Origin of the sequence: Saccharothrix ecbatanensis (genome assembly GCF_014205015.1) — a bacterium.
Lineage (GTDB): Bacteria > Actinomycetota > Actinomycetes > Mycobacteriales > Pseudonocardiaceae > Actinosynnema > Actinosynnema ecbatanense.
Genome location: NZ_JACHMO010000001.1, coordinates 6,787,864 through 6,814,032, shown reverse-complemented (window position 1 = coordinate 6,814,032; position 26,169 = coordinate 6,787,864). Strand labels below are relative to the sequence as shown.

24 protein-coding genes are annotated in these 26,169 nt (G+C 70.8%); 16 read left to right on the top strand and 8 right to left on the bottom strand.

Features of this window, described 5'->3' with window-relative positions; all coding sequences use genetic code 11:
* Position 1 precedes the first annotated feature (1 nt).
* Together F4560_RS29205 and F4560_RS29200 are read right to left on the bottom strand one after the other, a co-directional pair.
* The gene (locus F4560_RS29205) at positions 2–307 is read right to left on the bottom strand and encodes a thioredoxin family protein (RefSeq protein WP_184925366.1); all 306 of its coding nucleotides are present in this window, start codon (positions 305–307) and stop codon (positions 2–4) included.
* Positions 295–666: a MerR family transcriptional regulator gene (locus tag F4560_RS29200; protein ID WP_184925363.1), complete on the bottom strand. Its 372-nt coding sequence runs from the start codon at positions 664–666 to the stop codon at positions 295–297. The genes F4560_RS29205 and F4560_RS29200 overlap by 13 nt, the downstream gene beginning before the upstream one ends.
* Before the next feature lie 71 nt (positions 667–737).
* Between F4560_RS29200 and tsaB the strand changes: the two genes are divergently transcribed.
* Genes tsaB through tsaD form a run of 3 tightly spaced genes read left to right on the top strand, consistent with a single transcriptional unit; the run spans position 738 to position 2,912 of the window.
* Entirely contained in the window at positions 738–1,412 is a 675-nt protein-coding gene (gene tsaB / locus F4560_RS29195; protein ID WP_184925361.1) for a tRNA (adenosine(37)-N6)-threonylcarbamoyltransferase complex dimerization subunit type 1 TsaB, read from the top strand.
* Positions 1,409–1,867, top strand: a complete 459-nt coding sequence (gene rimI / locus F4560_RS29190) for a ribosomal protein S18-alanine N-acetyltransferase (RefSeq protein WP_184925359.1) — start codon at positions 1,409–1,411, stop codon at positions 1,865–1,867. The genes tsaB and rimI overlap by 4 nt, the downstream gene beginning before the upstream one ends.
* The gene (tsaD, locus tag F4560_RS29185) at positions 1,860–2,912 is read left to right on the top strand and encodes a tRNA (adenosine(37)-N6)-threonylcarbamoyltransferase complex transferase subunit TsaD (RefSeq protein ID WP_184925356.1); all 1,053 of its coding nucleotides are present in this window, start codon (positions 1,860–1,862) and stop codon (positions 2,910–2,912) included. Before rimI ends, tsaD begins: the two co-directional genes overlap by 8 nt.
* Before the next feature lie 238 nt (positions 2,913–3,150).
* Here the strand turns inward: tsaD and F4560_RS46310 are convergent, their stop codons facing one another.
* Both F4560_RS46310 and F4560_RS29180 read right to left on the bottom strand, forming a co-directional pair.
* Positions 3,151–3,876 (bottom strand): tetratricopeptide repeat-containing protein, encoded by a 726-nt coding sequence (locus F4560_RS46310; protein ID WP_312869546.1) that lies wholly within the window; start codon positions 3,874–3,876, stop codon positions 3,151–3,153.
* Positions 3,864–6,212, bottom strand: a complete 2,349-nt coding sequence (locus F4560_RS29180) for an AfsR/SARP family transcriptional regulator (protein ID WP_312869545.1) — start codon at positions 6,210–6,212, stop codon at positions 3,864–3,866. Before F4560_RS29180 ends, F4560_RS46310 begins: the two co-directional genes overlap by 13 nt.
* 101 nt (positions 6,213–6,313) lie before the next feature.
* On the opposite strand from F4560_RS29180, the gene F4560_RS29175 reads away from it, so the two are divergent.
* Positions 6,314–7,174, top strand: a complete 861-nt coding sequence (locus F4560_RS29175; protein WP_184925353.1) for an NAD(P)-dependent oxidoreductase — start codon at positions 6,314–6,316, stop codon at positions 7,172–7,174.
* Here F4560_RS29175 and F4560_RS29170 read toward each other — a convergent pair whose 3' ends face one another.
* Entirely contained in the window at positions 7,175–8,686 is a 1,512-nt protein-coding gene (locus F4560_RS29170; protein WP_184925350.1) for an alkaline phosphatase D family protein, read from the bottom strand.
* Positions 8,687–8,852: 166 nt separating this feature from the next.
* Between F4560_RS29170 and F4560_RS29165 the strand changes: the two genes are divergently transcribed.
* From F4560_RS29165 to groL, 3 genes are all read left to right on the top strand, one after another.
* Positions 8,853–10,571 carry a hypothetical protein gene (locus tag F4560_RS29165; protein WP_184925347.1) on the top strand — a complete coding sequence of 573 codons (1,719 nt, stop codon included), beginning with the start codon at positions 8,853–8,855 and terminating at the stop codon, positions 10,569–10,571.
* 146 nt (positions 10,572–10,717) lie between these two features.
* Positions 10,718–11,011, top strand: coding sequence for a co-chaperone GroES (gene groES / locus F4560_RS29160; protein ID WP_015105192.1), 294 nt, complete (start codon positions 10,718–10,720; stop codon positions 11,009–11,011).
* Positions 11,012–11,092: 81 nt separating this feature from the next.
* Entirely contained in the window at positions 11,093–12,715 is a 1,623-nt protein-coding gene (gene groL / locus F4560_RS29155) for a chaperonin GroEL (protein WP_184925345.1), read from the top strand.
* A gap of 107 nt (positions 12,716–12,822) precedes the next feature.
* Here groL and F4560_RS29150 read toward each other — a convergent pair whose 3' ends face one another.
* On the bottom strand, positions 12,823–13,119 hold the full coding sequence (locus tag F4560_RS29150) for a WhiB family transcriptional regulator (protein WP_033428626.1): 297 nt from the start codon (positions 13,117–13,119) through the stop codon (positions 12,823–12,825).
* Between the two features lie 216 nt (positions 13,120–13,335).
* Between F4560_RS29150 and F4560_RS29145 the strand changes: the two genes are divergently transcribed.
* The 5 genes from F4560_RS29145 (at position 13,336) to F4560_RS29125 (ending at position 18,027) form a co-directional block, all read left to right on the top strand.
* The gene (locus tag F4560_RS29145; RefSeq protein WP_312869874.1) at positions 13,336–14,313 is read left to right on the top strand and encodes a MerR family transcriptional regulator; all 978 of its coding nucleotides are present in this window, start codon (positions 13,336–13,338) and stop codon (positions 14,311–14,313) included.
* A 327-nt stretch (positions 14,314–14,640) separates the two neighbouring features.
* Positions 14,641–15,567, top strand: a complete 927-nt coding sequence (locus F4560_RS29140; RefSeq protein WP_184925343.1) for a hypothetical protein — start codon at positions 14,641–14,643, stop codon at positions 15,565–15,567.
* Positions 15,568–15,647: 80 nt separating this feature from the next.
* Positions 15,648–16,244, top strand: a complete 597-nt coding sequence (locus tag F4560_RS29135; protein WP_015805222.1) for a response regulator transcription factor — start codon at positions 15,648–15,650, stop codon at positions 16,242–16,244.
* 271 nt (positions 16,245–16,515) lie between these two features.
* Positions 16,516–17,088 (top strand): sigma-70 family RNA polymerase sigma factor, encoded by a 573-nt coding sequence (locus tag F4560_RS29130; RefSeq protein WP_184925341.1) that lies wholly within the window; start codon positions 16,516–16,518, stop codon positions 17,086–17,088.
* A complete protein-coding gene (locus tag F4560_RS29125; protein ID WP_184925339.1) occupies positions 17,089–18,027 on the top strand; it encodes an anti-sigma-D factor RsdA in 939 nt (312 codons plus the stop codon).
* A gap of 86 nt (positions 18,028–18,113) precedes the next feature.
* Here the strand turns inward: F4560_RS29125 and F4560_RS29120 are convergent, their stop codons facing one another.
* Positions 18,114–18,563 carry a DUF5319 domain-containing protein gene (locus F4560_RS29120; protein WP_051771664.1) on the bottom strand — a complete coding sequence of 150 codons (450 nt, stop codon included), beginning with the start codon at positions 18,561–18,563 and terminating at the stop codon, positions 18,114–18,116.
* A gap of 67 nt (positions 18,564–18,630) precedes the next feature.
* On the opposite strand from F4560_RS29120, the gene guaB reads away from it, so the two are divergent.
* Positions 18,631–20,145, top strand: coding sequence for an IMP dehydrogenase (gene guaB / locus F4560_RS29115; RefSeq protein WP_184925336.1), 1,515 nt, complete (start codon positions 18,631–18,633; stop codon positions 20,143–20,145).
* A 60-nt stretch (positions 20,146–20,205) separates the two neighbouring features.
* Complete coding sequence (locus F4560_RS29110; RefSeq protein ID WP_184925333.1) at positions 20,206–21,339, top strand: GuaB3 family IMP dehydrogenase-related protein; 1,134 nt, start codon at positions 20,206–20,208, stop codon at positions 21,337–21,339.
* 63 nt (positions 21,340–21,402) lie between these two features.
* Here the strand turns inward: F4560_RS29110 and F4560_RS29105 are convergent, their stop codons facing one another.
* The gene (locus F4560_RS29105) at positions 21,403–23,208 is read right to left on the bottom strand and encodes a VCBS repeat-containing protein (protein ID WP_184925330.1); all 1,806 of its coding nucleotides are present in this window, start codon (positions 23,206–23,208) and stop codon (positions 21,403–21,405) included.
* A gap of 114 nt (positions 23,209–23,322) precedes the next feature.
* Between F4560_RS29105 and F4560_RS29100 the strand changes: the two genes are divergently transcribed.
* Positions 23,323–25,044 carry an FAD-dependent oxidoreductase gene (locus F4560_RS29100; RefSeq protein ID WP_184925327.1) on the top strand — a complete coding sequence of 574 codons (1,722 nt, stop codon included), beginning with the start codon at positions 23,323–23,325 and terminating at the stop codon, positions 25,042–25,044.
* Positions 25,045–25,077: 33 nt separating this feature from the next.
* On the top strand, positions 25,078–26,037 hold the full coding sequence (locus F4560_RS29095) for an MBL fold metallo-hydrolase (protein WP_312869544.1): 960 nt from the start codon (positions 25,078–25,080) through the stop codon (positions 26,035–26,037).
* Positions 26,038–26,169 lie beyond the last annotated feature (132 nt).

The following is a 26,169-nucleotide window of genomic DNA, read 5'->3' as shown; positions in this document are numbered from 1 at the left end:
GTCACAAGTGTGGTTCGAGCCACGCCAACAGGCGCATCTTCGGCCGGGCGCCGACCGTCTGCGCCACCAAATGCCCGTCCTTGTAGAGCTGGAGCGTGGGCGCGGACATGATCCGCTGGTCGCGTGCCGTGCGCGGGCTGGCGTCGGTGTCGACCTTGACCACGGTCAGGTCGTCGCGTTCGCGGTCGATCTCGGCCAGCACGGGTTCGAGCATCCGGCACGGGCCGCACCAGTCGGCCCGGAACTCCACCAGGACGTTCCCGGTACCCACTGCCTCGGTGAACTCGTCGTCGGTCAACGTCCGCACGGCCTGCTCCTCTGCTCGGCATCCTGGAGTTGCGCGCGCACCTGGTCCCGGACCGCTTGGAGCCGGCTGATGCAGGTGTCCAGCTCGGCGACCTTGCGCCGGTACACCTCGACGGACGCCGGGCACGAGTCGCCGGTGCGGTGGCCGTCACGGAGGCATTGGACGAACGGGCGGGTGTCCTCCAGGGCGAACCCGATGCCGGCGAGCGAGCGGATCTCGTTCACCAGGCGCAGATCGTCCTCGTCGTACTCCCGCTGCCCGTTCGCCCCGCGCCGCGAGGACAGCAGCCCGAGGGACTCGTAGTAGCGCAGTGCCCGAGTGGTCGTCCCACCCCGTCTCGCCAGTTCTCCGATGCGCACAGACCCGATCCTCCGCCTTGACGTGGACGTCAAGTCCAGTGTGGCTTGTGCCACCCGTACTCTTGTCTGTTGTGCTGGTGCTCGCTTTGGACACCGCCACTCCCGCCGTCACGGCCGGTGTGGTGGAACTGACGCCCGATTCTCCGCCGCGCCTGCTCGCGGAGCGGGTGACGGTGAACTCGAAGGCGCACGGTGAGCTGCTGACCCCGCACCTCCTGGAGGCGCTCGCCGAGGCCGGGCACACGCTCGCCGACCTCGACGCGATCGTGTGCGGGTCGGGGCCAGGGCCGTTCACCGGGCTGCGCGTCGGCCTGGTCACCGCCGCCGCCCTCGGTCAGGCGCTCAACCGGCCCGTCTACCCGGTGCCGACACCCGACGCCATCGCGCTGGACGCCGCCACCGGCAAACCGCTGCTGGTCGCCACGGACGCACGCCGCAAGGAGGTGTACTGGGCGGCCTACGACGCGGCCGGCCGGCGCACCGACGGGCCGCACGTGGACCGGCCCGCCGACCTGGTCGGCAAGCTGCCCGCCGTGTCGGACGCGGCCGGTGAAGGCGCCGAGATCTACGCCGACGTCATCGGGCTCCCGGTGGTCCAGGCGCGCTACCCGTCACCGGTGTCGCTGGTCGCGGTGGCCGCCGAGGAACTGCTCGCGGGTGCCCGTCCGGCTGCCCTTACCCCGCTCTACCTGCGTCGACCCGATGCTGTGGAGCCGGTCGGCCGCAAGCGGGTGACGAAGGCGTGAGCACGGGCACCGTCACGATCGCGCCGCTGCGCCACGAGGACGTGCCGCGGTGCGCGGAGATCGAGCACGAGCTGTTCGCCGGTGACGACCCGTGGACCGAGGACGCGTTCCGCAGCGAGTTGGACCACGGCAACTTCTACGTCGGCGCGTATGTCGGCGGCGCGCTGGTCGGGTACGCGGGCCTCGGCCTGACGGACTTCGAGTCCAGCGTGCACACGATCGCGGTGACCGCGGCGTACCAGGGCGGCGGCGTCGGGAAGACGTTGCTGCGCACGCTGCTGGCGAAGGCCGACGAGGCGGGCCTGCCGGTGTTCCTGGAGGTCCGCACGGACAACGTGCCCGCGATCACCCTGTACCTGGCGCACGGCTTCGAGCACCTCGGCCTGCGCCGCCGCTACTACCAGCCGTCGGGTGCCGACGCGTACACGATGGGAAGGCCCGCGAACCGTGACTGACCGGCTCATCCTCGGAATCGAGAGCTCGTGCGACGAGACCGGCGTCGGCATCGTCCGGCTCGGCCCGGACGGGTCGATGGAACTGCTCGCCGACGAGGTCGCGTCCAGCGTCGAGGAGCACGCGCGGTTCGGCGGCGTGGTCCCCGAGGTCGCGTCCCGCGCGCACCTGGAGGCGATGGTCCCGACCATGCGCCGTGCGGTGGAGACGGCCGGGATCGAGCTGCGGGACGTGCACTCGATCGCGGTCACCGCCGGGCCGGGTCTGGCGGGCGCGCTGTTGGTCGGCGTGTCGGCGGCGAAGGCGTACGCGGCGGCGTTGGGCAAGCCGCTGTACGGCGTCAACCACCTCGCGGGTCACGTCGCCGCGGACACCCTCCAGCACGGCCCGTTGCCGAAGCGGTGCCTGGCGCTGCTGGTGTCCGGCGGGCACTCGCAGCTGCTGCTGGTGGAGGGGCTGGCGGAGAAGATCACCGAGATCGGGTCCACGGTGGACGACGCGGCGGGCGAGGCGTACGACAAGGTCGCCCGGCTGCTCGACCTGCCGTACCCGGGCGGGCCGCCGATCGACAACCTCGCCAAGCAGGGCAACCGCTGCGCGATCGCGTTCCCGCGCGGGCTGACCGGGCCGCGTGACTCCAAGTACGACTTCTCGTTCTCCGGGCTGAAGACGTCGGTGGCCAGGTGGGTCGAGAAGCAGGAACGCGCGGGCGAGGAGATCCCGTTGGCGGACGTCGCCGCGTCGTTCCAGGAGGCGGTGGCCGATGTGCTGACCGGGAAGGCGATCCGGGCCTGCAAGGACTTCGGCGTGGACACGTTGGTGATCTCCGGCGGCGTCGCGGCGAACTCGCGCCTCTCCGGCCTGGCCGCCGAGCGCTGCGCCGAGGCGGGCCTGGAGCTGCGCGTCCCCCGGCCCCGCTTGTGCACCGACAACGGCGCGATGATCGCCGCTCTGGGCGCCCACCTCGTCGCCGCCGACGCCAAGCCCTCGTCCCTGGACCTCTCCACCACCCCCGGCCTCCCCGTGGGCACCATCCAAATCCTCTGACCCCACGCGAGTCGAACACTCAGGTCCCGCGTGTCGAACCTCCAGACCCCGTGAGTCCTACGTTCAGGACGCGTGAGTCCTACGTTCGGAACCCCCGAGTTCAACGCTCAGTACAAGATCGTTTGTTCTGAGCGTTGAATTCGGGGGTCCTGAACGTAGGACACGGTGGTCCTGAAGGTACGACTCACGCGTTCTGAACGTAGGACTCACGGGGGTCTGGAGGTTCGGCTCGCGCGGGTTACGGGGTGATGGCGAGGCCTTCGGCGTGGCCGGTGGTGAAGGCTGCCGCGAAGCCGGCTGCGCCCAGCGCGGCGCGGGCCAGAGCGGTGATGCGGTCCACGTCACCTCGTTCACCGGCCGGCAAAGGCACCCCCACGGACGCACGGGCCGCCGTCGCCGCACCCAACAGCCGGGCGGCCCCCACCGCGTCACCGGCCAACGCCCGAGCGCCCGCCACCCCCTCCAACGCCAACGCGATCGCCCGCGGATCACCCACCTGCCGGGCCAGCGCCAACCCCTCCGACTGCAACGCCAACGCCCGCTCCGCATCACCGCGCAACTCGGCCACGAACCCCAACTCGGCCAACGCCAACGTCCCACCCGCCTCGAACCCGACCTGCCGGTGCCACGACCGCAGCCGGTCCCAGTGAGCCTCCGCCGCGTCCAGCCGCCCCTCCCGCCGAGCGCCCAACGCCAACCCCGTCTCGGCGTACACCTCACCCGGCGAGAACCCGTGCTCAGCAGCCGTCCGCCGAGCGCGTTCATGCAGGTCACGGGCCTTCGCGTAGTCGCCCTCGGTCAGTGCGACCCGCCCCAGCCACGACAGCTTGTACGACACCTCCGGCCACGACCGCAGCTCCTCGGCCACCCGCAACCCCTCGCGGTGCACGGCCTCGGCGCGCGCGTTGTCCCCGCCCAGCTGCGCCAGCATGCCCAACCCGAACGACGCCTTCAGCTGCCCCACCGTTCACCCAAAGAGGTGAACAACGAGGCACTGCGGTCGGCCGCCTCCCGAGCCTCGTCCACCTGGCCCCGCGCCAGCACCTGACTCACCCGATCGCTGTACGCGGCGGCCACGCCCCAGTCGTCACCCAGCTCCTCGAACGCCGCCAGCGCCTGGTCGGTCAGCCGCCGCCCGGTCGGCATATCGCCTACTGTAGACAATACGTAACCCAGGAACCACCGAGTCCGCGCCTCGTCCACCCGATCAGCGATCAAGGCCGTCCCGGACAGGGCAGACGGATCGGCCGCCTCACCCAGCAGCACCCCGAACCCCGCGCGCCAAGCGACCGTCACCGGATCGTCGGCCGTCATCAGCCGACGCCCCTCCCGCAGCCGCCCACGCAGGAACCAGTACCAGGTCAACGCACGCACCAGCCGCGCCGCCTCAGCCGGATCCAACGCGTCATGCGCCGCACGCAGGTTCGCCGTATCAGCGTCCAGCCGCTCCAACCACGCCAACTGCCGCGCCCCGCGCAACTCCGGGTCCGCCCGCTCCGCCAACCCCAGGTAGAACGCCGCGTGCCGCCGCCGCACCTCCTCGAACTCACCCGCTGAACGCAGCCGCTCCCGCCCGTAATCGGCGACCGACTCCAACAGCCGGAACCGCGGCTCGCCCGTCTGCTCCGGCGCCACCACCAACGACCGGTCCACCAGACGGGTCACCACGTCCAGCACCTCACCGGCAGCCACCCCACCACCCGCGCACACGAACTCCGCCGAGTCCAGCGAGCACCCGTCCACGTGCACGGACAGCCGCCGCAGCACGATCCGCTCGGCCTCACCGAGCACGTCCCAACTCCAGTCGATCATCGCCCGCAAGGTGCGCTGCCGGGCCGGCGCGTCCCGATGCCCGGTGGCCAGCAGCCGGAACCGGTCGTCCAGCCGTTCCAACAGCGCGTCCACGCCCAGGCTCCGCACCCGCGTCGCGGCCAGCTCCAACGCCAGCGGCAGCCCGTCGAGCCGCCGGCAGATCGCCTCGACCACCACCGTGTTGGACGGAGTCAGCGTGAAGCCCGGAGCGGCGGCAGCAGCGCGCGCTGCGAACAACGTGACAGCGTCGGAAACGTCCAGCGGCGGGACAGCCCACACCGTCTCGAACGACAGGCCGAGCGGTTCCTGGCTGGTGGTGAGCACCCGCAGACCCGGCGCCGCCCGCAACAACCGGGACACCAGCGCGGCGACCGGCTCGACCAGCCGCTCGCAGTTGTCCAGCACCAGCAGCACTTCACGGCCGCGCAACGCCTCCACCAACGCCATCCCCGACGCGTCCTCGCGCACGTCGAGCACGTCGGCCACCGCGCTCACCACCTGCTCGGCCCGCCCGACGCCCGCCAACTCGACCAGCCACACCCCGTCCGCGACCGACACCCGCCGCGCGACCTCCAGCGCCAGCCGGGTCTTGCCCACCCCGCCGGGACCGGTGAGCGTCACCAGCCGGGCCCGGCCGGGCAGCTCGCACAGGTCCGCGACCGCCTTCTCCCGGCCGACCAGGTCGCTCACTGGCACGGGCAGGTTGTTCGTACGCGCCGAAACACCCAGCGCTGAAGCACCGAGCGCTGAAGCACCGAGCGCTGAAGCACCGAGCGCAGAAACGCCTAGCGCAGAAACGCCGAGCGCCGGATCGTGGTTGAGCATCGCCTGGTGCAGCGCGGCCAGTTCCGGACCGGGCTCCAACCCCTGCTCCTCGGCCAGCAACCGCCGCAGTTCGGCGTAGCTCTCCAGCGCCTCGACCTGCCGTCCGGCCCGGTACAGCGCACGCATGTGCAAGCCGCGCAAACGTTCGCGCAACGGGTGCCGCGCCACCTCGGCCGCCAGATCGACTTCACCCGTACGAGCGAACTCCTCCAGTGCCGCCAACCGTTCCGAAGTCCAGCGCGCCACCACCGGCGCCACGAACGGCGCGTCGGCGAGCTCCTCCAGCGGCTCACCGCGCCACAAGGCCAACGCCTCGCCGAACCGCCCCGCGGCCACCAGCTCCCGGAACCGCAGAACGTCCAAAGTGGACGAGTCCACCCGGATCACGTACCCCGCCGGTTCATGCGCCACCAGCGAACGGCCACCGGGCTCGGCCGCCTCCAGCGCCCGCCGCAGCTGCGACACCTTCGTCTGGAGCGTGTTCACGGGGTTGCCGGGCGGCTCGTCACCCCACAGGTCGAACGCCAGCCGGTCCGCCGACACCGGCCGCCCCTCGTGCGCGAGCAGGTCCGCCAGCAGCAGCCGAACCTTGACCTCCGGCACCCGGACCGCCGCACCACCCGCCGTCCACACCCCGAGCGGCCCCAACACCCCGAATCTCACGCTCAGGACGGTAACCGGACCACCCCCAGCGAACCCCCAGCGGATCGTGCGCGCCCCCGTCCACAGTGGGGAACACATCACCTGAAGGAGCAAGAGAACACATGACCGACAAGACCGCGTTGACCTTGATCGGCCTCGGCCCGATGGGGCAGGCCATGGTCACCCGCTTCCTCGCCGCCGGGCACCCGACCACGGTCTGGAACCGCACCCCCGCCCGTGCGGACGGCCTCGTGGCCCAGGGCGCCACCCGCGCCGCCACCGCCGCCGAAGCCGTCGCCGCGAACCGGCTGATCATCCTCAGCCTCACCGACTACGCCGCGATGTACGACGTCCTGGACGGCGCCGACCTCGCCGGCCGGGTGGTCGTCAACCTCAGCTCCGACACACCGGACACCACCCTCAAGGCCGCCGCCTGGCTGGCCGAACGGGGCGCGGAACTGCTGGTCGGCGGCGTGATGGTGCCCGCGCCACTGGTCGGCGAGGAGTCTGCTTACGTCTTCTACAGCGGTCCGCGCGAGGTGTTCGACCGGCACGCCGAGACCCTCGCGGTGATCGGCAGGCCGGATTACATGGGCGCGGACCACACCCTCGCGCAGCTGCTCTACCAGGCGCAGCTGGACGTCTTCCTCACGTCCCTGGCCGCGATGCTGCACGCCATCGCGCTGGTGACGTCGGCGGGCGTCACGGCCGAGCGGTACGCGCCCTACCTCACCGACGTGCTGTCCTCGCTGTCCATGTACGTGGACGAGACGTCCCAGCACGTGGACTCCGACCGGCACCCCGGCGACCTGGCGAACGTGACCATGATGGGCGCCACCGCGGCGCACATCGTCGGCGCGAGCGAGACCGCCGGCCTCGACACCGCGCTGCCCAGGGCGGTCCAGGCCCTCTACGACCGCGCCACCGAGGCGGGGCACGGCAAGGACAGCTGGACCGCCCTGATCAACGTCATCCGGGGCTGATCAGACGGGGTTCAGGCCGGGGTTGCGGTCCTCGACGACGAACGACTTGAGCGTCGTGGCCTCGGCCCCGGCCGTGCGCACGTACGGCAGCGTGCGGAAGTCCGCCCGCATCTCCTGCGCGGTGAACTTCGTCCGCACGTACCCGCGCCGCCGGCTGTGCAGCTTGATGTGCGGGTTGTTCCGCAACTGCACCTGGTCGACCGTGTCGTTGCCGTTCCCACCGGACGTCACCGACGAGCACACCAGCTCGGTGCCCACGGTGGGGGACGCCGGGTCGTTCCAGTCCAGCTTCACGTCCGCCGCGTAGTGCGCGTGCACGTCACCGGTCAGCACGACGGCGTTGCGCACACCCGCGTCGACCCACCCGCGCGTCACCCGGTCGCGGGACGCGAGGTAACCGTCCCACCCGTCCATGGAGACCTCCTTCTCCGGCCCGTCCTTGCGGTCGCGCTCGGCGAAGAACACCTGCTGGCCGAGCACGTCCCAGCGCGCCCGGGACTGGCGGAACCCGTCCAGCAGCCACTCCTCCTGCGCCGCGCCGGTGATCGAACGGCCGGGCAGGGCGGCGTCCGCGCAGGTCTTCCACCCGTCGCCGCACGCCTGGTCGTCCCGGTACTGCCGGGTGTCGAGCATGTGGAAGTTCACCAGCCCGCCCCAGCCGAGCCGCCGGTAGAGCTGGAGGTCGACGCCGTTGGGCCGGGCGCCCCGACGCAGCGGCATGTTCTCGTAGTACGCCTTGAACGCCGCCTCACGCCGTGCCGCGAAGTTCGGGTCGGGCTGCTCGGGCACGTCGTCGGCCCAGTTGTTCTCGATCTCGTGGTCGTCCCACACGACGACCCACGGCGCGACGGCGTGCGCGAGCTGGAGGTCGGCGTCCGTCTTGTACTGGGCGTGCCGCAGCCGGTAGTCGGCCAACGTCCGGGTCTCCGGCCCGAGCACCGTCCGCACGTCCGCCGCCTTGGCCGCGTACTCGTACTGGTAGTCACCCAGGTGCAGGACCACGTCCGGGTGATCTTCGGCCAGCCGCCGGTACGCCGTGAAGTAGCCCTCGCCGTAGTGCGCGCACGACGCGAAGCACATGGTCAGGTCCTGCCCGAGCACCCACGGGTCGGGCGCGGTCCGGGTGCGGCCGACCGGGGACACATGACCGTCCACCTGGAACCGGTAGAAGTACTCGCGGCCGGGCCGCAGGCCGAACGGCTCCACGTGCACGCTGTGGCCGGACTCCGGCTTGGCGGGCTGCACGCCGCGCCGCACCACGTGCTGGAAGCGCTCGTCCTCGGCCAGCTCCCAGCGCACCGGGATCACCCGATCGGGCATACCGCCGAGGCCGTCCTCGTCGAGCGGCCGCGGCGCGAGGCGCGTCCACAGCACGACGCTGTCGGGCAGGGGGTCGCCGGAAGCGACGCCCAGCGTGAAGGGGTCGGCGAGCTTGGGGAAGCCCGCACCCGCGGTCGCCGCGGTCGCGAGGGCCACGCCGCCGATGAGCAGGGAACGTCGGGTCACCGTCATGCGCTCACCGTGACCGAACAGGGTGGCGAACGGGTGAACGCAGGTATTACTCAGGGCATCCAGCACTCCGCAGTCCAACGAGGGGCACCGCCGCCCCCGGCGAACGGATTGCGAGAACACGCGAATGGATGGCATCGGAACAAGCAACCAACGACTCATCGACCTCGTGCAGAGACGTGCCAGGCTCCACCTCGAAGACCAGACGATCCTCTTCCCGTGGCGCCGACCGTGCACGGTGAAGACCCTGCTCGTCACCGACGGCGGGCTCGACTTCGGCCTCGGCGACTTCGGCCTCCAGACCTTCGTGGACATCCTGCTCCACGACGGCCGCAGCTACGTGCGGTTCGAGATCACCGTCGCGCACCTCCGCACCAACGTGACCAACGCCGCGGTCATGCTGGGCGCGCCGGGCATCGCCCGCAGCATCAAGGGCTTCATGTTCGACGACCCGAACCACTTCACGCCCGACAGCTTCGACGAGGTGTGGCTGTTCGGCATCGAGACCAACTTCCACAACGGCACCTACCCGAACCGCTCCGGCAACCCCGGCCGCTTCCCGTCCACCCGCCTGGGCGACGCCGAGCTGAACGCGCTCACCGCGCACATGAACAAGGGCGGTGGCATCTTCGCCACCGGCGACCACGGCTCCCTCGGCAACGCCCTGTGCGGCTCGGTGGACCGGGTCCGCAACATGCGCCACTGGGCGGACTTCGGCGGCGGCGAGGTGAGCATGGGCACCTCCCGCCGCAACGACTCCAACCGGGTCGGCCACGACGCCGGCTCGCAGTTCAGCGACCAGAGCGACGACGTGCCGCAGGTGCTCGACCTGAAGCTCTACACGACGTACGCCAACATCCTGAAGAAGGCCCGCTACCCGCACCCGGTGATGTGCGGCCGGACGGGCCGGATCGACGTCTTCCCGGACCACCCGCACGAGGGGGAGACGCGGGTCCCGTCCAGCCTGGCCGGCGCGTGCCGGGACGGTTCGCCCGAGTACCCGAACGCCACCGACGGCACCGGGCAGCTGTCACCCGAGATCGTCGCCCGGGGCCGCGTGCCGGCGGGCAACACCGCGTCGTCCGACGCCGGCGCGAACCTCAAGCAGGCGACCGTCGCGCACAGCTTCGGCGTGGTGTCGACCTACGACGGCCACCGCTGCGACGTCGGCCGGGTCGTCACCGACTCGACCTGGCACCACTTCGTCAACGTGAACCTGATCGGCGTGGTCGAGGGCGGCGGGTTCGACGACTTCCCCGGCGGCGGTGGCGGCACGCCCGGCACGCACCTGTCCAAGCACACCGGGTTCCTCTACAGCCCGTCCGGCCGCGCCGCGCTGGACAAGATCAAGGAGTACTACGTCAACGTCGGCGTGTGGATCGCGCCGCCGGACCGGATCACGTGCATGCGGTCGCGGTTCTGGTGGGACCTGGTCTGGTCCGACCGGCTGGTCGAGGCCACGCTCATGGAGCCGGACGCGACCCTGGACCGGGTGCACCTCAGCGAGCTGTTCCAGATCGGCGTGCACGCCCGTGACGTGCTCGGCAGGCAGGCGAGCGCGTGCCAGACCCTGCACTGGGTGATCGACCAGATCATCGTGGTCGAACCCCGGCTGCGGCCGTGGCTCGACCCGTGGGGGCCGCTCGCGGGCAAGCCGGAGAACCCGCCGATCCCGTGGCTCGACCTCGAACCGCTGGCCGACATCGCCATCGGCGGCGCGCTGGTCGCGCTGCGCGGCGCGTTCCCGTACCCGGACGAGAAGGTCGACTTCGACGACAAGGCCCGTGACGTGGCCATGAGGGGCGCGTCGGAGGCGCTGAGGCGTGGTTTCGAGCAGTTCCACGCCGATTTGGAGGGGGTGGCGCGACTGGGTGCCCGGAAGGAGTGACGGGGGCTCGTTGAAGCGTTGGCACTCGCATGGGTAGAGTGCTAGATGCACGGCACCAGCAACCGCCCCGACCCCCGCGACGGCGGGGTGGCAGGAGCCGTAAACGCAACCTGCCAACGCTTTCGACGACCGTGGAGGTCAGCCCGGTGAGCGTGAACATCAAGCCGCTCGAGGACAAGATCGTCGTCCAGGCCAGTGAGGCCGAGACCACGACCGCTTCCGGCCTCGTGATCCCGGACACCGCGAAGGAGAAGCCCCAGGAGGGCAAGGTCATCGCGGTGGGCCCCGGCCGGATCGACGACAAGGGCAACCGCGTCCCGGTGGACGTGGCTGTCGGCGACGTCGTCATCTACTCGAAGTACGGCGGCACCGAGGTCAAGTACAACGGCGAGGAGTACCTCATCCTCTCCGCCCGCGACGTGCTGGCCGTCATCAACTGACGATCGGCTGACACGCAAGGCGCCCCGGCGAACCCCTCACCGGGGCTTCCCGGGGCGTTTCGCATCAAGAGAGGCTAAGCAATGCCCAAGCAGATCAGCTTCGACGAGGACGCTCGTCGGGCCCTCGAGCGCGGCGTGAACAAGCTCGCGGACACGGTCAAGGTGACCCTCGGTCCGCGCGGCAGGCACGTCGTGCTCGACAAGAAGTTCGGCGGCCCGACCGTCACCAACGACGGCGTGACCATCGCCCGTGAGATCGAGCTGGAAGACCCGTTCGAGAACCTGGGCGCGCAGCTCGCCAAGAGCGTCGCGACCAAGACCAACGACGTGGCCGGCGACGGCACCACGACCGCGACCGTCCTGGCCCAGGCCATGGTGCGGGTGGGTCTGCGCAACGTCGCCGCGGGCGCGAACCCGATGTCCCTCGGTGTCGGCATCCAGGCCGCAGCCGAGGCCGTCGTGGACGCCCTCAAGGCCAAGGCGACCCCGGTCAAGGGCCGCGACAACATCGCCCAGGTCGGCACCGTCTCGTCCCGCGACGAGTCCATCGGCGCCCTGCTCGGCGAAGCCATCGAGAAGGTCGGCGAGGACGGTGTGATCACCGTCGAGGAGTCCTCCTCGATGGCCACCGAGCTCCAGATCACCGAGGGCGTGCAGTTCGACAAGGGCTACGTGTCGGCGCACTTCGCGACCGACCTCGAAGCCCAGGAGACGGTGTTCGAGGACGCCCGCATCCTGCTGCACAAGGAGAAGATCTCGGCGCTGGCCGACCTGCTCCCGATCCTGGAGAAGGTGGCCGAGAGCGGCAAGCCGCTGGTCATCATCGCCGAGGACGTCGAGGGTGAGGCGCTGTCGACCCTGGTCGTCAACGCCCTGCGCAAGACGCTGCGCGTGGTCGCGGTCAAGGCGCCGTACTTCGGCGACCGCCGCAAGGCGTTCCTGGACGACCTCGCGGTCGTCACCGGCGCCCAGGTCATCGCGGCCGAGGTCGGCCTCAAGCTGTCCGAGGCCAACCTGGACGTGCTGGGTTCGGCCCGTCGTGTGGTCGTGTCGAAGGACAACACGACCATCGTCGACGGCGGCGGCACGAAGGCCGACGTGGCCGGTCGCGCGGAGCAGCTGCGCCGCGAGATCGAGTCCACCGACTCGGACTGGGACCGCGAGAAGCTCCAGGAGCGGCTGGCCAAGCTGTCCGGCGGCATCGCCGTGATCAAGGTCGGCGCGGCCACCGAGACCGAGCTGAAGGAGCGCAAGCACCGCATCGAAGACGCGGTGAACGCGACCAAGGCAGCGGTGGAAGAGGGCATCGTGCCCGGCGGCGGTTCGGCGCTGGTGCACGCGGCCAAGGTCCTCGACGGCGGCCTCGGCCTGTCCGGTGACGAGGCGACCGGTGTCGCCATCGTCCGCGAGGCCCTGGGCTCGGCGCTCTTCTGGATCGCCGCGAACGCGGGCCTCGAAGGCGCCGTCGTGGTGAACAAGGTGCGCGAGCAGGAGTGGGGCTTCGGCCTCAACGCCGCCACGCTCGTCTACGGCGACCTGCTCGAAGCCGGGATCATCGACCCGGTGAAGGTCACCCGTTCCGCGGTCACGAACGCCGCTTCCATCGCCCGCATGGTGCTCACCACGGAGAGCGCCATCGTGGAGAAGAAGGAAGACGACCACTCGGGCGGCAACAACGGCCACGGTCACGGCCACGGCCACTGACCCACGGGTCACTGACCCACGGGTCTTCAGCGCGCACGGGAGGGGCGGCACCCGCGAGGTGCCGCCCCTCCCGCGCGTTCGGCGTGCTCGGTCCGCCTGTTTCCTGGTCAGGCGGGCGTCAACTGCCGCTTGCGCGCCTTGATGATGCTGTCCCGCTCGGACTCCGAGAGACCACCCCAGATCCCGTACGGCTCCTGCACCGCCAGGGCGTGCCGCCGACACATCTCCAGCACCGGGCACGACAGGCACACGGCCTTCGCCCGTGCCTCCCGCCGTGCCCGTGCAGGTCCGCGCTCCCCGTCCGGGTGGAAGAAGAACGCGCTGTCCATCCCGCGGCACGAGCCGCGCATCTGCCAGTCCCACAGATCCGCGTTGGGACCGGGAAGCCTTCGGGTGTCCGCCATCGAGACCGCCTCCTTGGCCCATGGACGTGAACTGCTCCATTCGGCTTAACGATGATCCACCGTAGAACCGCGCCAAAACTTGTTCAAGGGGGTGCGGCGGCATTTTCCGGCAATTCATTCGATGGGTGAGCGGCCGGTGCCCGTCCCGGAGTTGCCGGTGACGTCAAGTGAACGGACGATGTCAGCGTGATGACGCCCCCCGACCACACCGGGACCGTGCCGGAAGGCGAGCCGGAAACCCTTGCGGCAGAAGACGATCCGGCGCATTCGGTGACCCTCTCGGTGGCCGCCGTGGCCCGCAGGTTGGGTGTCGCGCCGGCCACTCTGCGCACCTGGGACCGCCGGTACGGACTCGGACCCAGCGATCACACGACCGGGCGACACAGGAAATATGCGCCACTCGATGTAGCACGCCTCGAGCTGATGCAGCGGGCGCTGCTGCGCGGGGCGTCGTCCGCCGAGGCCGCGAAGTACGCCCTCGCGAGCCCTGTGCGTCCGGTGCGGGTCGGCCAGGCGTTGCTGACCGGGGGTGAGCTCGACGGGGCGTCCGCGTCGGCCGGTGGTCGTGGGCTCAGGTTGCCGTCGGCGAACCGGCGGGCGCGCGGGGTGGGGCGGGCGGCGTTGGCGATGGACTCGGCGGCGGTGCAGACGCTGTTGGCCGACGCGATCGAGGCGGACGGCGTGGTGGCGACGTGGGACGAGGTGGTCCGTCCGGTGATGTCCGCGCTGGCGGCGAGGTGGGACCAGTCGGGTGGCGGGGTCGAGGTGTCGCACCTGGTGGAGGAGTGCGTGCTGGCCGCCGTGCTGCGCGCCACGCCGGTCGTGACGAGCCCGCGCAACCACCGGCCCGTGCTGCTGGCGTGCATGCCGGACGAGCGGCACAACCTGCCGCTGTACCCGTTGGCGGCGGTGTTGGCGCAGCGTGGGATCGGTGCCAGGCAGTTGGGGGCGGCGTTGCCGTCGGACGCGCTGGCCGTGGCCGTGCGCCGCACCGCGCCGGCAGCGGTGGTGCTGTGGGCCCAGCTGCCGCGCTACGCCGATCCGGGTGTCGTGACGGCGTTGCCGAGGACCCGTCAGCAGGTCCGCATCTTCGCCGGGGGCCCCGGCTGGGAGCGCGGCGTCGTGCCGCAGCCGGCCGAGCGGATCAACGACCTGGCGTCCGCGGCCGACGCCGTAGAACGCGCCGTCTGCTAACCCCCCGCGTGAGTCCTACGTTCGGAACGCGTGAGTCCTACGTTCGGAACGCGTGAGTCCTACGTTCGGAACCCCCGAGTTCAACGCTCAGAACGCGCGTGTCGAACGCTCAGGCCCCGCGTGTCGAACCTCCAGCCCCCGTGAGTCCTACGTTCAGGACGGGTGAGTCCTACGTTCGCGACCCCCGAGTTCAACGTTCAGTACAAGATCGTTTGTTCTGAGCGTTGAATTCGGAGGTCCTGAACGTAGGACACGGTGGTTTTGAAGGTACGACTCACGCGTTCTGAACGTAGGACTCACGGGGTGGGGGTGGGTGGGGTGCGGCGGGTGGCGTTCGGGGACCGGCCGGAGGCCGAGGTCTGGGGGGCGTTGGCGGGCGGGGTGGAGGAACGGTGGTTGGCCGCCGTGGCGCTGGGCGGGCAGGGGCACTACGCGGCGGCGGCGGGGGTGCTGGGTGAGCTGATGCGGCGCGGTGGGCTGTTCGGGTCGCTGGCGGCTTCGACGTTGGCCTCGCACCGGCGGCAGCTGGGCGGGCACGGGGCGGCGCGAGGCCTTGATGGGCGGGCCCTGGCGATGGCGGTCGCTGCCGAAGTGGAGGCGACAAGTGCAGAGGCGGTAAGTGAGGGGGGAGGTGGTTTGGTGGGGGATGTGGACGACGTCGATCTGGCCGGGGCACGGGCCGACGCGTTGTTGGGGTTGGCGGCCGACGCTGTGGGCGCCGGCCGGCTGGTCGAGGCCCGGCGACTGCACGCGAGGGTCGAGCCACGCGGTTGGCGCAGTCGGGTGCGGCACCAGTGGCTGGCGGCCGAGATCGCGTTGGCCGGCGGTCACGCGGAGCAGGCGGTGCGTCCGGCCGAGGTCGCCGCGGCGACCGCCCGGGAAGCCGGCGCAACGCGACACATCCTCAAGTCCGACCTCGTCCTGGGGACCGCACTTGTGGTGTGGGGGACACCCGAAAGCGTTGGTCGGGGCATGAACCTGCTGTACTGTGACCTAAATCACACTCACTGGAGCGGGCTTTTCTCGTTGACCTGGCCGACGGCGCTCGTCCTGGCAAACGCCCAGGCAGACCGCAGTATTGCGGGAAGCGAAAACGTGAAGGAGAGCGCCAAAAACGCTCTGAGCTGCGTGTTGCGCAGAGCCGACCCTCTCGGCCGCCGCCTCGCCATCCGCTCGCCGTGGATCCCGACTGCGCTGCTCCGTTCCGGGGAACCCCCGAACGCAGACGCTGAGACGAACTTCTTGACGGATTAAGCACCGGATCGTGTCAAGGTTCGGCCTCTAGCGTCCGATAGGGGATGTGGAACGTCACTCGGCTGCAGGAAGGAGTCCCCGTGACCACGGTCCTTATTTGCGACGACCGGCGCAGTGTGCGGGAGGGTCTCACCCGCGTGATGTCGGCTGTCCCAGGGGTTAGCCGCATCGACTGCGTAGCGCACGGTGACGAGTTGTTGGCTCGGTTTTCTCGGCAGCCGGTCGACGTCGTACTGGTTGGCACCCAGCGCGCCGTCCCGACCGGGGTCGAAGCGACCCGACGACTCGTCTCGGCCAACCCGCAGGCAAACGTCATCGTCTTCGGCGCACCGGACGACGCGGGCAGCATCGCCGCGGCGATCGCCGGCGGCGCCCGCGGCTACCTCCGCTGGGACGCCTCGCGTCCCGAGCTGGTGGCCGCGTTGGCGCACACGCTGGCGAGCACCAGCGTGCCCGCGCCCAGGCAACCATCGGACCCGGGCGTCCAGCTCACCGAGCGCGAGCTCCAGGTGTTGCGCGGGATGAGCCAGGGCAAGAGCAACGGGCAGATCGGGCGCGAGCTCTACCTGTCGGAGGACACGGTCAAGACGCACGCCCGGCGCCTGTTCCGCAAGCTCGGCGTGCGGGACCGGGCGCAGGCCGTGGCTCACGGCTTCCGCCGCGGCCTCGTGTCGTAGGGCCTGCGAGGACCAGCGGGGGCCCGTAAGGCGGGTCACACCGGCACTCCTTCCTTCCCGGCCCGGCCCGGCGACGTCACTGTCGCCGGGCCGGTTCGCGTTCACGGCGTGTCGCCTGGTCGGACTAGGTCTAAAGACCCCTTCAGGACCCCATTGCCGTGCTTCCGGTCGCGCGACCGGTACGGTAAGCATCACCGGTACGGGCGACGTCGATCGTCCCGTGCTGTTCTATGTCGTACGCCTACGCGTAACACCAGGGCAGTTGTCTGCGATGACCAACTTGGGGGACGGACTGGACGCCGAAGTGGGCGCAGCCGTCGATGGCGACCGCCACGCGATCGAGCGGCTCCTGGCATCCATCCGACCCCTCGTGGTGCGGTATTGCCGCGCCCGAGTCGGCAGGCAGGAGAGGTCTTTCGCTTCGGCGGACGACGTGGCCCAGGAGGTGTGTCTCGCGGTGCTGACAGCCCTTCCCAGCTATCGAGACCAGGGTCGACCGTTCCTGGCGTTCGTCTACGGCATCGCCGCGCACAAAGTCGCGGACGCACACCGCTCAGCCGCCCGGAACCGGTCGGAACCGGTGCCGGAGGTCCCCGACGCGCCAGAGACGGAGGCCGGTCCGGAGCAGCGCGCCATGCAGGGCGAGCTGTCGGAGCGGATGGCCGTGCTCCTGAAGATCCTGCCGGAGAAGCAGCGGGAGATCCTGCTGCTCCGGGTGGTCGTCGGCCTGTCGGCCGAAGAGACCGCCGACGCGGTCGGCTCCACGCCGGGCGCGGTGAGGGTGGCGCAACACCGCGCCTTGGCCCGCCTGCGGAAGACGTTGGCAGCCGAGGAGGTGGTCTGAGTGGCCGACGAGCACGAGAAGGGCAACGGAGAAGTCGTGCGCGGACGAGATGAGAGACCGCCGCAGTCTGATGACGCCTTGGCCGACGACACGTCGATCGAGCCCGGCGACGACCTCGCGGGCATCAGGGCTGACGACGCGCTGCTCGACGCGCTGGGCGGACGTGCCGGCGACCAGCCGGAGTCGCTCGTCGACGACGAGCTGAACGCACTGCTGCTGGCCTGGCGCCGTGAAGTCGACGAACCGCCCATGGGTGAGCTCGTCGACACCGACACCGCGGTGGCCACCATCGCCGCCGCCCGGCACCAGCCCCGCGGCAGGCACCGTTTTCTGATCCCGATCGCGAGCGCGGCGGCCGTGCTGGCGATCGCGTTCACCGGGATGAGCCTGGTGGCCCGTGACGCCCAGCCCGGCGACACGCTCTGGGGCCTGACCAGGGTCCTCTACTCCGAGCACGCCCGGTCGGTGGAAGCCGCCGTCGCGGTCAAGGACGATCTCGCCACCGCCCGCGCCGCACTGCGCGACGGCCGGTACGGCGAGGCGCGTGACGCGCTGCTCAAGGCGGGTCAGAGCCTGCCGTCGGTCTCCCCGGACGACGGCAAGGACGACCTGACCCAGAAGCGCGAGTCGCTGTTGCAGGAGCTGACCAGCACCACGCCGACGCCGACCGTCCCGCCGACCACGGTCACCCAGGCCACCACGCCGACGTTGCCGACCACGTCGCCGGCCGGGCCGACCTCGCCCGCGGTGTCCACGACCACGCCGCCGGTCACCACGACCGCGCCGACGACGACCACCACCGAGTCGACCCCGACCACCGAGGCCACCGCGCACCCGCCGCCGCCCACCTCGGCCGAGACCCCGAGCGGTCAGACCCGGGGCGACGACACGGCGACCCCCGGCACCAGCGACGGCGTCCAGACCTCGCCCGATAACTAGCGTCGACAACTAGCGTCCGACACCCAGCCCGAACTCCGCTGTGACGAAGCCCGCCCCTCGCACGGGGGGCGGGCTTCGTCACATCTTCAGCGGGCGCTCTCGGTCGCGGTGACGCCGTCGGCGTAGCCGCGGCAGTACTCCCAGCTCACGTAGGACGTCGGATCCGGGTCGTACGCGGGCTCGTGCGGGCGCATCCGGCCGTCGGCCAGCAGCTGCTCCAGGCTCGACCGCAGCAGCGCCCAGTCGTGGTAGTGCGGCTCCTGGCACTCGCCGCAGTCCACCACGATTCCCCTGACACCACGGGGTTCCAGCAGCGCCTGGTACACGGCGAGGTCGCTGAGGTCGCCGATCAGCTCGGCCCGCTCGGCGTCGTCCATCGGCGGCTGGTCGTGGTCGTGGTCGGGCTCGCCGAGGACCCGGGCCGGGTCTTCCGGGTCGCCCGCGAACGGGTCTGGTGGCAACGCGTCGTGCGGCACGACCCCGCACGGTACCGGGCGGACCCCCGCCCGCGTCCAGATACCATGACCTGAACCCATCCCGCCTGTGGAAACCCCAGATCCGCGGCGGCGGGATCACCGCACGACGGAAGGCAAGCCAGCCGCCATGACCAGCGAGCTCAACGCTGACGGAGTCCCGCCCAAGTTCGCCATGCTGGGACTGACCTTCGACGACGTACTGCTGCTGCCCGCCGAGTCGGAGGTGATCCCGAGCGGCGTCGACACCAGGACCAAGGTGTCCCGGAACGTCACCCTGGGCATCCCGCTGGCGTCGGCCGCGATGGACACGGTGACCGAGTCCAGGATGGCCATCGCGATGGCCCGCCAGGGCGGGATCGGGGTGCTGCACCGCAACCTGTCGATCGAGGACCAGGCCCGCCAGGTCGAGACCGTCAAGCGGTCCGAGGCCGGCATGGTGACCGACCCGGTGACCTGCGCGCCGGAAGACACGATCAAGCACGTGGACGACCTGTGCGCCCGCTACCGGATCTCCGGCGTGCCGGTGACGGACCCGAACGGCAAGCTCGTCGGCATCATCACCAACCGCGACATGCGCTTCGAGGTGGACCACTCGCGCGAGGTCAGCGAGGTGATGACGAAGGGTCCGCTGGTCACGGCCCAGGTCGGCGTGTCCGCCGAGGCCGCGCTCGGCCTGCTGCGCCGGCACAAGATCGAGAAGCTGCCGATCGTGGACGGCGACGGCAAGCTGCGCGGCCTGATCACGGTGAAGGACTTCGTCAAGACCGAGCAGTACCCGAACGCCTCGAAGGACCCGGACGGCCGGCTGCTGTGCGCGGCCGCGATCGGCACCGGCGAGGACAGCTTCACCCGGGCCATGGCGCTGGCCGAGGCGGGCATCGACGTGATCATGGTCGACACCGCGCACGGCCACCAGCGCTACGTGCTGGAGATGGTCGCCAGGGTCAAGAAGGAACTCGGTGACGAGGTCGACGTGGTCGGCGGCAACGTCGCCACCCGCGCCGGCGCGCAGGCGCTGGTGGACGCGGGCGCGGACGGCGTGAAGGTCGGCGTCGGCCCCGGCTCGATCTGCACCACGCGCGTGATCGCGGGCGTCGGCGTGCCGCAGATCAGCGCGATCTACGAGGCGAACCTCGCGTGCGGCCCCGCGGGCGTCCCGGTGATCGGCGACGGCGGCATCCAGTTCTCCGGTGACATCGCCAAGGCCATCGCGGCCGGCGCGAGCGTGGTCATGGTCGGCAGCCTGCTCGCGGGCACCGCGGAGGCTCCCGGCGAGGTGATCCTCGTCAACGGCAAGCAGTTCAAGACCTACCGCGGGATGGGGTCGCTGGCGGCGCTGCGCGGGCGTGGCGACAACAGCAAGTCGTTCTCCAGGGACCGCTACTTCCAGGACGACGTGCTGTCCGAGGACAAGCTGGTGCCCGAGGGCATCGAGGGCCGCACGCCGTTCCGCGGCCCGTTGTCGCAGGTGGCGTACCAGTTGGTGGGCGGTCTGCGGATGGCCATGGGGTACACCGGCTCGAAGACGGTCGCGGACCTCCAGCAGAAGCAGCTGGTGCGGATCACGGCGGCGGGGTTGAAGGAAAGCCACCCGCACGACATCACGATGACGGTCGAAGCTCCGAACTACACGACCCGCTGAACCTCATTCGGGTGAGCTAGGGTTCCCAAGTTCCGCTGGCTCCACGGAAGGACGACGAAGGTGCGCGATCTGGTCGAGATCGGCATGGGCCGGACCGCGAGGCGGGCCTACGAGCTGGACGACCTCGAAATCATCCCGTCCCGGAGGACCCGCTCCTCCAAGGACGTGTCCACCGCGTGGCAGATCGACGCCTACCGGTTCGAGATCCCGCTGATCACCCATCCCACGGACGCCATCGTGTCGCCGGGCACGGCCGTCGCGATCGGCGAGCTGGGTGGCCTGGGCGTCCTCAACGCGGAGGGCCTGTGGGCCCGGCACAGCGACGTCGAGGAGGCGTTGTTCCGGCTGGTGCAGGCGGTGGAGGACACCGACGACCCGGCCGGTCCGGTGAAGGTGCTCCAGGAGCTGCACTCGGCGCCGGTCCGGATGGACCTGATCGCCGAGGCGATCAAGCAGGTGCGCGAGTCTGGCGTGACGGTCGCGGTGCGGGTCAGCCCGCAGCGGGCCGCCGAGCTGACCCCGGACCTGCTGGCCGCGGGCGTCGAGATCCTGGTCGTGCAGGGCACGATCATCTCGGCCGAGCACGTGTCCCGCGACGGCGAGCCGCTGAACCTGAAGTCGTTCATCGCCGACCTGGACATCCCGGTGATCGCGGGCGGCGTCGGCGACTACCGGACCGCGATGCACCTGATGCGCACGGGCGCGGCGGGCGTCGTCGTCGGCTACGGCTACACGCCGGGCGTGACCACGACGGACTCCGTCCTCGGCATCGGTGTCCCGATGGCCACGGCCATCGCGGACGCCGCCGCGGCGCGTCGGGACTACCTGGACGAGACCGGTGGCCGGTACGTGCACGTGATCGCCGACGGTGGCGCGCTGACCAGCGGTGACATCGCGAAGTCGATCGCGTGCGGCGCGGACGCGGTGATGCTGGGCGAGCCGTTGGCGGCGGCGTCCGAGGCGCCTGGTCAGGGCCTCTACTGGACCGCCGCGTCGGCGCACCCGTCGGTGCCGCGCAGCCACGTGTCCACGGGGGTGGACCAGGTGGTCGACCTGCGGACGCTGCTGTTCGGCCCGTCGGTGGACCCGCGCGGCGTGACGAACCTGTTCGGCTCGCTGCGCCGGGCGATGGCGAAGACGGGCTACTCCGACCTGAAGGAATTCCAGAAGGTCGGCCTGACGATCCGCGGCTGACCCCGCGACCGTCGATCCACACCTCTGCCCCCGGACCAGTCCGGGGGCAGAGGTGGTCTCGTTTCAGGGCTGGAACAGGTCGGGCACGCCGGGGCAGTGCACGCCCGGCACGTCGGCCAGTTGCGCGGGCAGCGCGCCGTCCGCGCCGACCGGGAACGTGAAGCTCTCGTCGCCGGTTCGGACGAGCCGACCGGACTCGTCGGCCGCGTACGTGACCTCCCGGAGCACGTACTCGGCGGAGCCCGTGTGGGCGGTCCGGGTCCGCAGGACCCGTCGGCCGTCGTCCTCCCGGCACTGGATGCCGGACGCCTCCTGGGCGCCGGCGCCGACGACCGGGGCGGCGAGATCGCCCTGGACCTTGCCCAGCCGGCCGTCCGCGTACTGGAAGAGCCCGAGCACCACGCCGTTCGCCTTCGTGCCGAGCGGGACGAGGAGTTCGGCCCGGCCGTCCCCGGTGACGTCGGTCGCGCCCGCCCAGTGCGGCACGCCCTCTTCGATCGTCTCGGTGAGGGCCACCGTCTCCGAACGCCCACCGGCGAATGTGATCTTCACGGAGGTGCCGTTCGCCTGGTTCCGGACGATCGTCGCCTGGTCGGGGGTGCCGTCGCCGTCGAAGTCCCCGGAAGTGGAGCCCACCTCGTAGTCACGTCCGACGCGGGCCAGGCACACCGCGTCGCGTGGGTCGCAGAGGTGCTCCAGCACCCGTTCGCTCCCGGTGCGGCGGGGTGTCGGGGCGGCGAGGCTGAGCACACCGTCGGCGATGTGGGTCTTGTCCGAGCCGCGTTCCAGGGCGAGCGCCGCGCCGTCCCAGTGCTCACCGGTGAACCGGGTGACGACCTCCGACCCGTCGCGCAGGGACCGCGAGCCGAGGGTGAGGTCGGTCGAGACCTGCGTCCACTTGTTGTGGTCGAGCACCCATTCGCCGCTGGTGGGCCCGACGGTCCCCTGCCCGTCGCACAAGCTCGCCAGCACCGCCGCGCGCAGGCGGTCGTCGTGGTCCCACCACACTGACAGGACGGTGGTGCTGGTGGCTGCGTCGACGTCGGGGACGGGCGTGGCGAGGCTGAGGTCGGTCGGCACGGTGCTCTGGCGTGACGGCAGCGCCATGAACACCTCGGCGGCGTGCTCGCACGAGCCCTGGGGCGCTTGGAAGCCGCCGACGACGGCGTACACGGTGTTGCCGTCCTGGTCCGTGGCCACGGCGGCGTCCACGAGTTCACGCAGGAACGTCCGCCCCTGCCGGTCGCGGCGGGCGTGGGTCGCGGTGCCGACGGGTGACGTCGTGCCGTCGGGGCGGACCCGCAGGTAGACCTCGCCGCCCGTCCGGTCCACGCCTTGCAGCAGCACTTCGCCGTGCGTGCCGGAGAAGATCGCGGCGTCGACGAGCGGTGGGAGTTCGGCGGGGACGTCGGCCGGCGGTGTGGCGCGGGAGAGGTCGAGTCGGAGCAGGCCGGAGAAACCGTCACCGTCGTGGGTGCCGACCATGAGGACGTCGTTGCCGGCGGCGGCGATGCGTGCGCAGGTGTCGCACGGCAAGGCGCGTTCGGCCCCTGAACGGGCGTCGAGCGTGACGAGCCTGCGCGCCGCGTCCCCCTCGGCCTCGGCGAAGAAGGCCACGTGGTTGCCGTCGTCCGTCCACACCATGCGTCCGGTGACCTCGCCCTCGGCCGCCGTCCAGCGGGTGACCTCGTCCTCGCCGCGCATGACGACGACGTGGTCGTCGGTCGAGTACGAGTAGACGCCGGGGTCGGATCGAGGGGCGCTCGACGGGTGCGTGAACGCGCCGAGCAGCACGATGGCGCCGGCCACCGCGAAGTGGCGTGCCGAGTTGGTCGACCGCGCGTCACGGTCCGCTCGCCTGCGGAACACCCGTGCAGCGTAGGCGTCGGGATCTGCCCGCTCCTGTCGAGTGCCTTGCTCCACCAGGGTCCTGAACCGATCGGGGACTAGCTGTTACCGGAAGTAACCCCTAATCTCGCAACCATGGGTGAACTCGCCGGTAACAACACCGACTACGACGTCGTGGTGGTGGGGTCGGGCTTCGGTGGCAGCGTCGCCGCGCTCCGGCTCACCGAGAAGGGGTACCGGGTGGCCGTCATCGAGGCGGGCCGCCGGTTCGCCGACGACGAGTTCGCCAAGACCTCCTGGAACCTGCGCCGCTACCTGTGGGCGCCCGCGCTGGGTTGTTACGGCATCCAGCGCATCCACGCCCTGCGCAGCGTGATGATCCTGGCCGGGTCGGGTGTCGGCGGCGGGTCGCTGGTCTACGCGAACACCCTGTACCGGCCGCTCAAGCCGTTCTACGCGGACCGGCAGTGGGCGCACATCACCGACTGGGAAGCCGAGCTGGCCCCGTTCTACGACCAGGCGAGCCGGATGCTGGGCGTGGTGGAGAACCCGACCGTGACGCCGTCGGACGTGGTGATGCGGCAGGTCGCCGAGGACATGGGCGTGGCCGACACGTACCACCCGACACCGGTCGGCGTGTACTTCGGCGAGCCGGGCAAGCCCGCGGAGGACCCGTACTTCGGTGGCGCGGGCCCGAGCCGGACCGGCTGCACGGAGTGCGGCGCGTGCATGTCCGGCTGTCGGGTCGGCGCGAAGAACACGCTGGTCAAGAACTACCTCTACCTGGCCGAACGCAACGGCGCGGAGGTGCTGCCGCTGACCACCGTGACCGACCTGCGCCAGGCGCCGGACGGCACGTGGGCGGTCGGCACCCGGCGGACCGGCGGCAAGCTCCGCAAGGGCCGCCGCACGATCACCGCGGGTCAGGTGGTGCTGGCCGCGGGCACGTGGGGCACCCAGCAGTTGCTGCACCGGATGCGGGACGAGGGCGCGTTGCCGCGGATCTCGCCCAAGCTGGGGGAGCTGACCAGGACGAACTCCGAGTCGATCATCGGAGCCGGACGTTTCACGGTGGACAAGGAGCGCGACTTCAGCCAGGGCGTGGCGATCACGTCGTCCATCCACCCGGACGAGCAGACCCACATCGAGCCGGTGCGTTACGGCAAGGGCAGCAACGCCATGGGGCTGTTGCAGACGTTGGCCACGGACGGTGCGAAGTCGACGCCCCGCATCCTCCAGTTCCTGTCGCAGGCGGTGCGGCACCCGATCCGGTTCGCCCGGCTGCTGTCCGTGCACCGGTGGAGCGAGCGGACGGTGATCCTGCTGGTGATGCAGAGCCTGGACAACTCGATCATCACGTTCACGAAGAAGGGCCTGTTCGGGCGTCGCAAGCTGAGCTCGAAGCAGGGGCACGGCGAGCCGAACCCGACGTTCATCCCGGCCGGGCACCGGGCGAACCTGCTCGCGGCGAAGCACATCGACGGCATGGCTGGAGGGACGTGGGGCGAGCTGTTCGACATCCCGCTGACGGCCCACTTCCTCGGCGGCTGTCCGATCGGGGCGGACCCGTCGAGCGGTGTCATCGATCCCTACCACCGGGTCTACGGCTACCCCGGGCTGTCCGTGGTGGACGGCGCGGCGATCTCGGCGAACCTGGGCGTGAACCCGTCGCTCACGATCACCGCGCAGGCCGAGCGGGCGTTCTCGGTGTGGCCGAACAAGGGTGAGTCGGACCTGCGTCCTGATCAGGCTGGCGGGTACCGTCGGATCGCCCCGGTGCCGCCTCGGCGGCCCGCTGTCCCGGCTGAGGCGCCCGGTGCTCTGCGGCTGCCGATCGTGGAGGTCAAATCGTCCTGACCCGGTCGTGCCGACGGCCCTATGGTGGGTTGTGTGGCAACGAAGCCGTTCGCGTCCAGCGCCGACCTCGCGCCCAAGGACGAGAAGTTCGTGGAGTTGGCCGACGGCGTCTACACCCTGACCGCCGAAGGCGATCCGAACGTCGGTGCGATCGAGGGTGAGGACTTCCTCGTCTGCGTGGAAGCCCGTGCCACGCCGAAGGCCGCCCGGCGGTGGTTGGACATCCTCCGCTCGCGCACCGACAAGCCTGTGCGGTATCTGGTGCTGAGCCACTACCACGCGGTTCGGACGCTGGGTGCGAGCGCGTTCGACGCGGCGGAGATCGTCGCTCACGAGAACACCAGGACGTTGATCGCCGAGCGTGGTCGGGCGGACTGGCTGAGCGAGTACGGCCGGATGCCCCGGTTGTTCGAGGAGCCGTCGGGTATTCCCGGGCTGACGTGGCCGACCCTGACGTTCTCGGACCGCCTCACCATCCCGCTCGGCGGTGACCGGGGTGAGGTCGAACTGCGGTTCTCGGGCCGAGGACACACCGCGGGCGACATCGTGGTGTGGCTGCCGCACCAGCGGATCCTGTTCGCGGGTGACCTGGTCGAGTCGCAGGCCGCGCTGTACACGGGTGATGCGTTCCACAACGAGTGGGCAACGACGACGCTCGACCGAGTGGCTGCCCTGGGTGCGGAGCAGTTGGTCGGCGGGCGCGGTGCTCCGGCGCGGGATCGGGCTGAGGTGGACGCGGCGATTGCCCAGTCGCGGCATTTCTTGGACGAACTGCGCCGCACGGTCGGCACGGTGCACGTCAGCGGGGGCACGGTGAAGGCCGCCTTCGAGGCCGCGTACGCCGCTCTCGCGCCGAGGTATGGGCGTTGGCCGATCTTCGAACACTGCCTTCCGTTCGATGTGCAGCGGTATTGGGACGAGTGCGACGGCGTGGACTGGCCCCGGATCTGGACCGCGGAACGGGACCGCGAGGTGTGGGCGGCGTTGCAATGAGCCGCGGGTTGGGGCCGGTGTCCGGGTCCGGGTTCGGGCGGGGACTGGGGCTGGGGCTGGGACCGGAGTTCGAGGTGGGACCGGAGCTGGAGCCGGGACCGGGACCGGGACCGGAGATTGGGCCTGAACTGC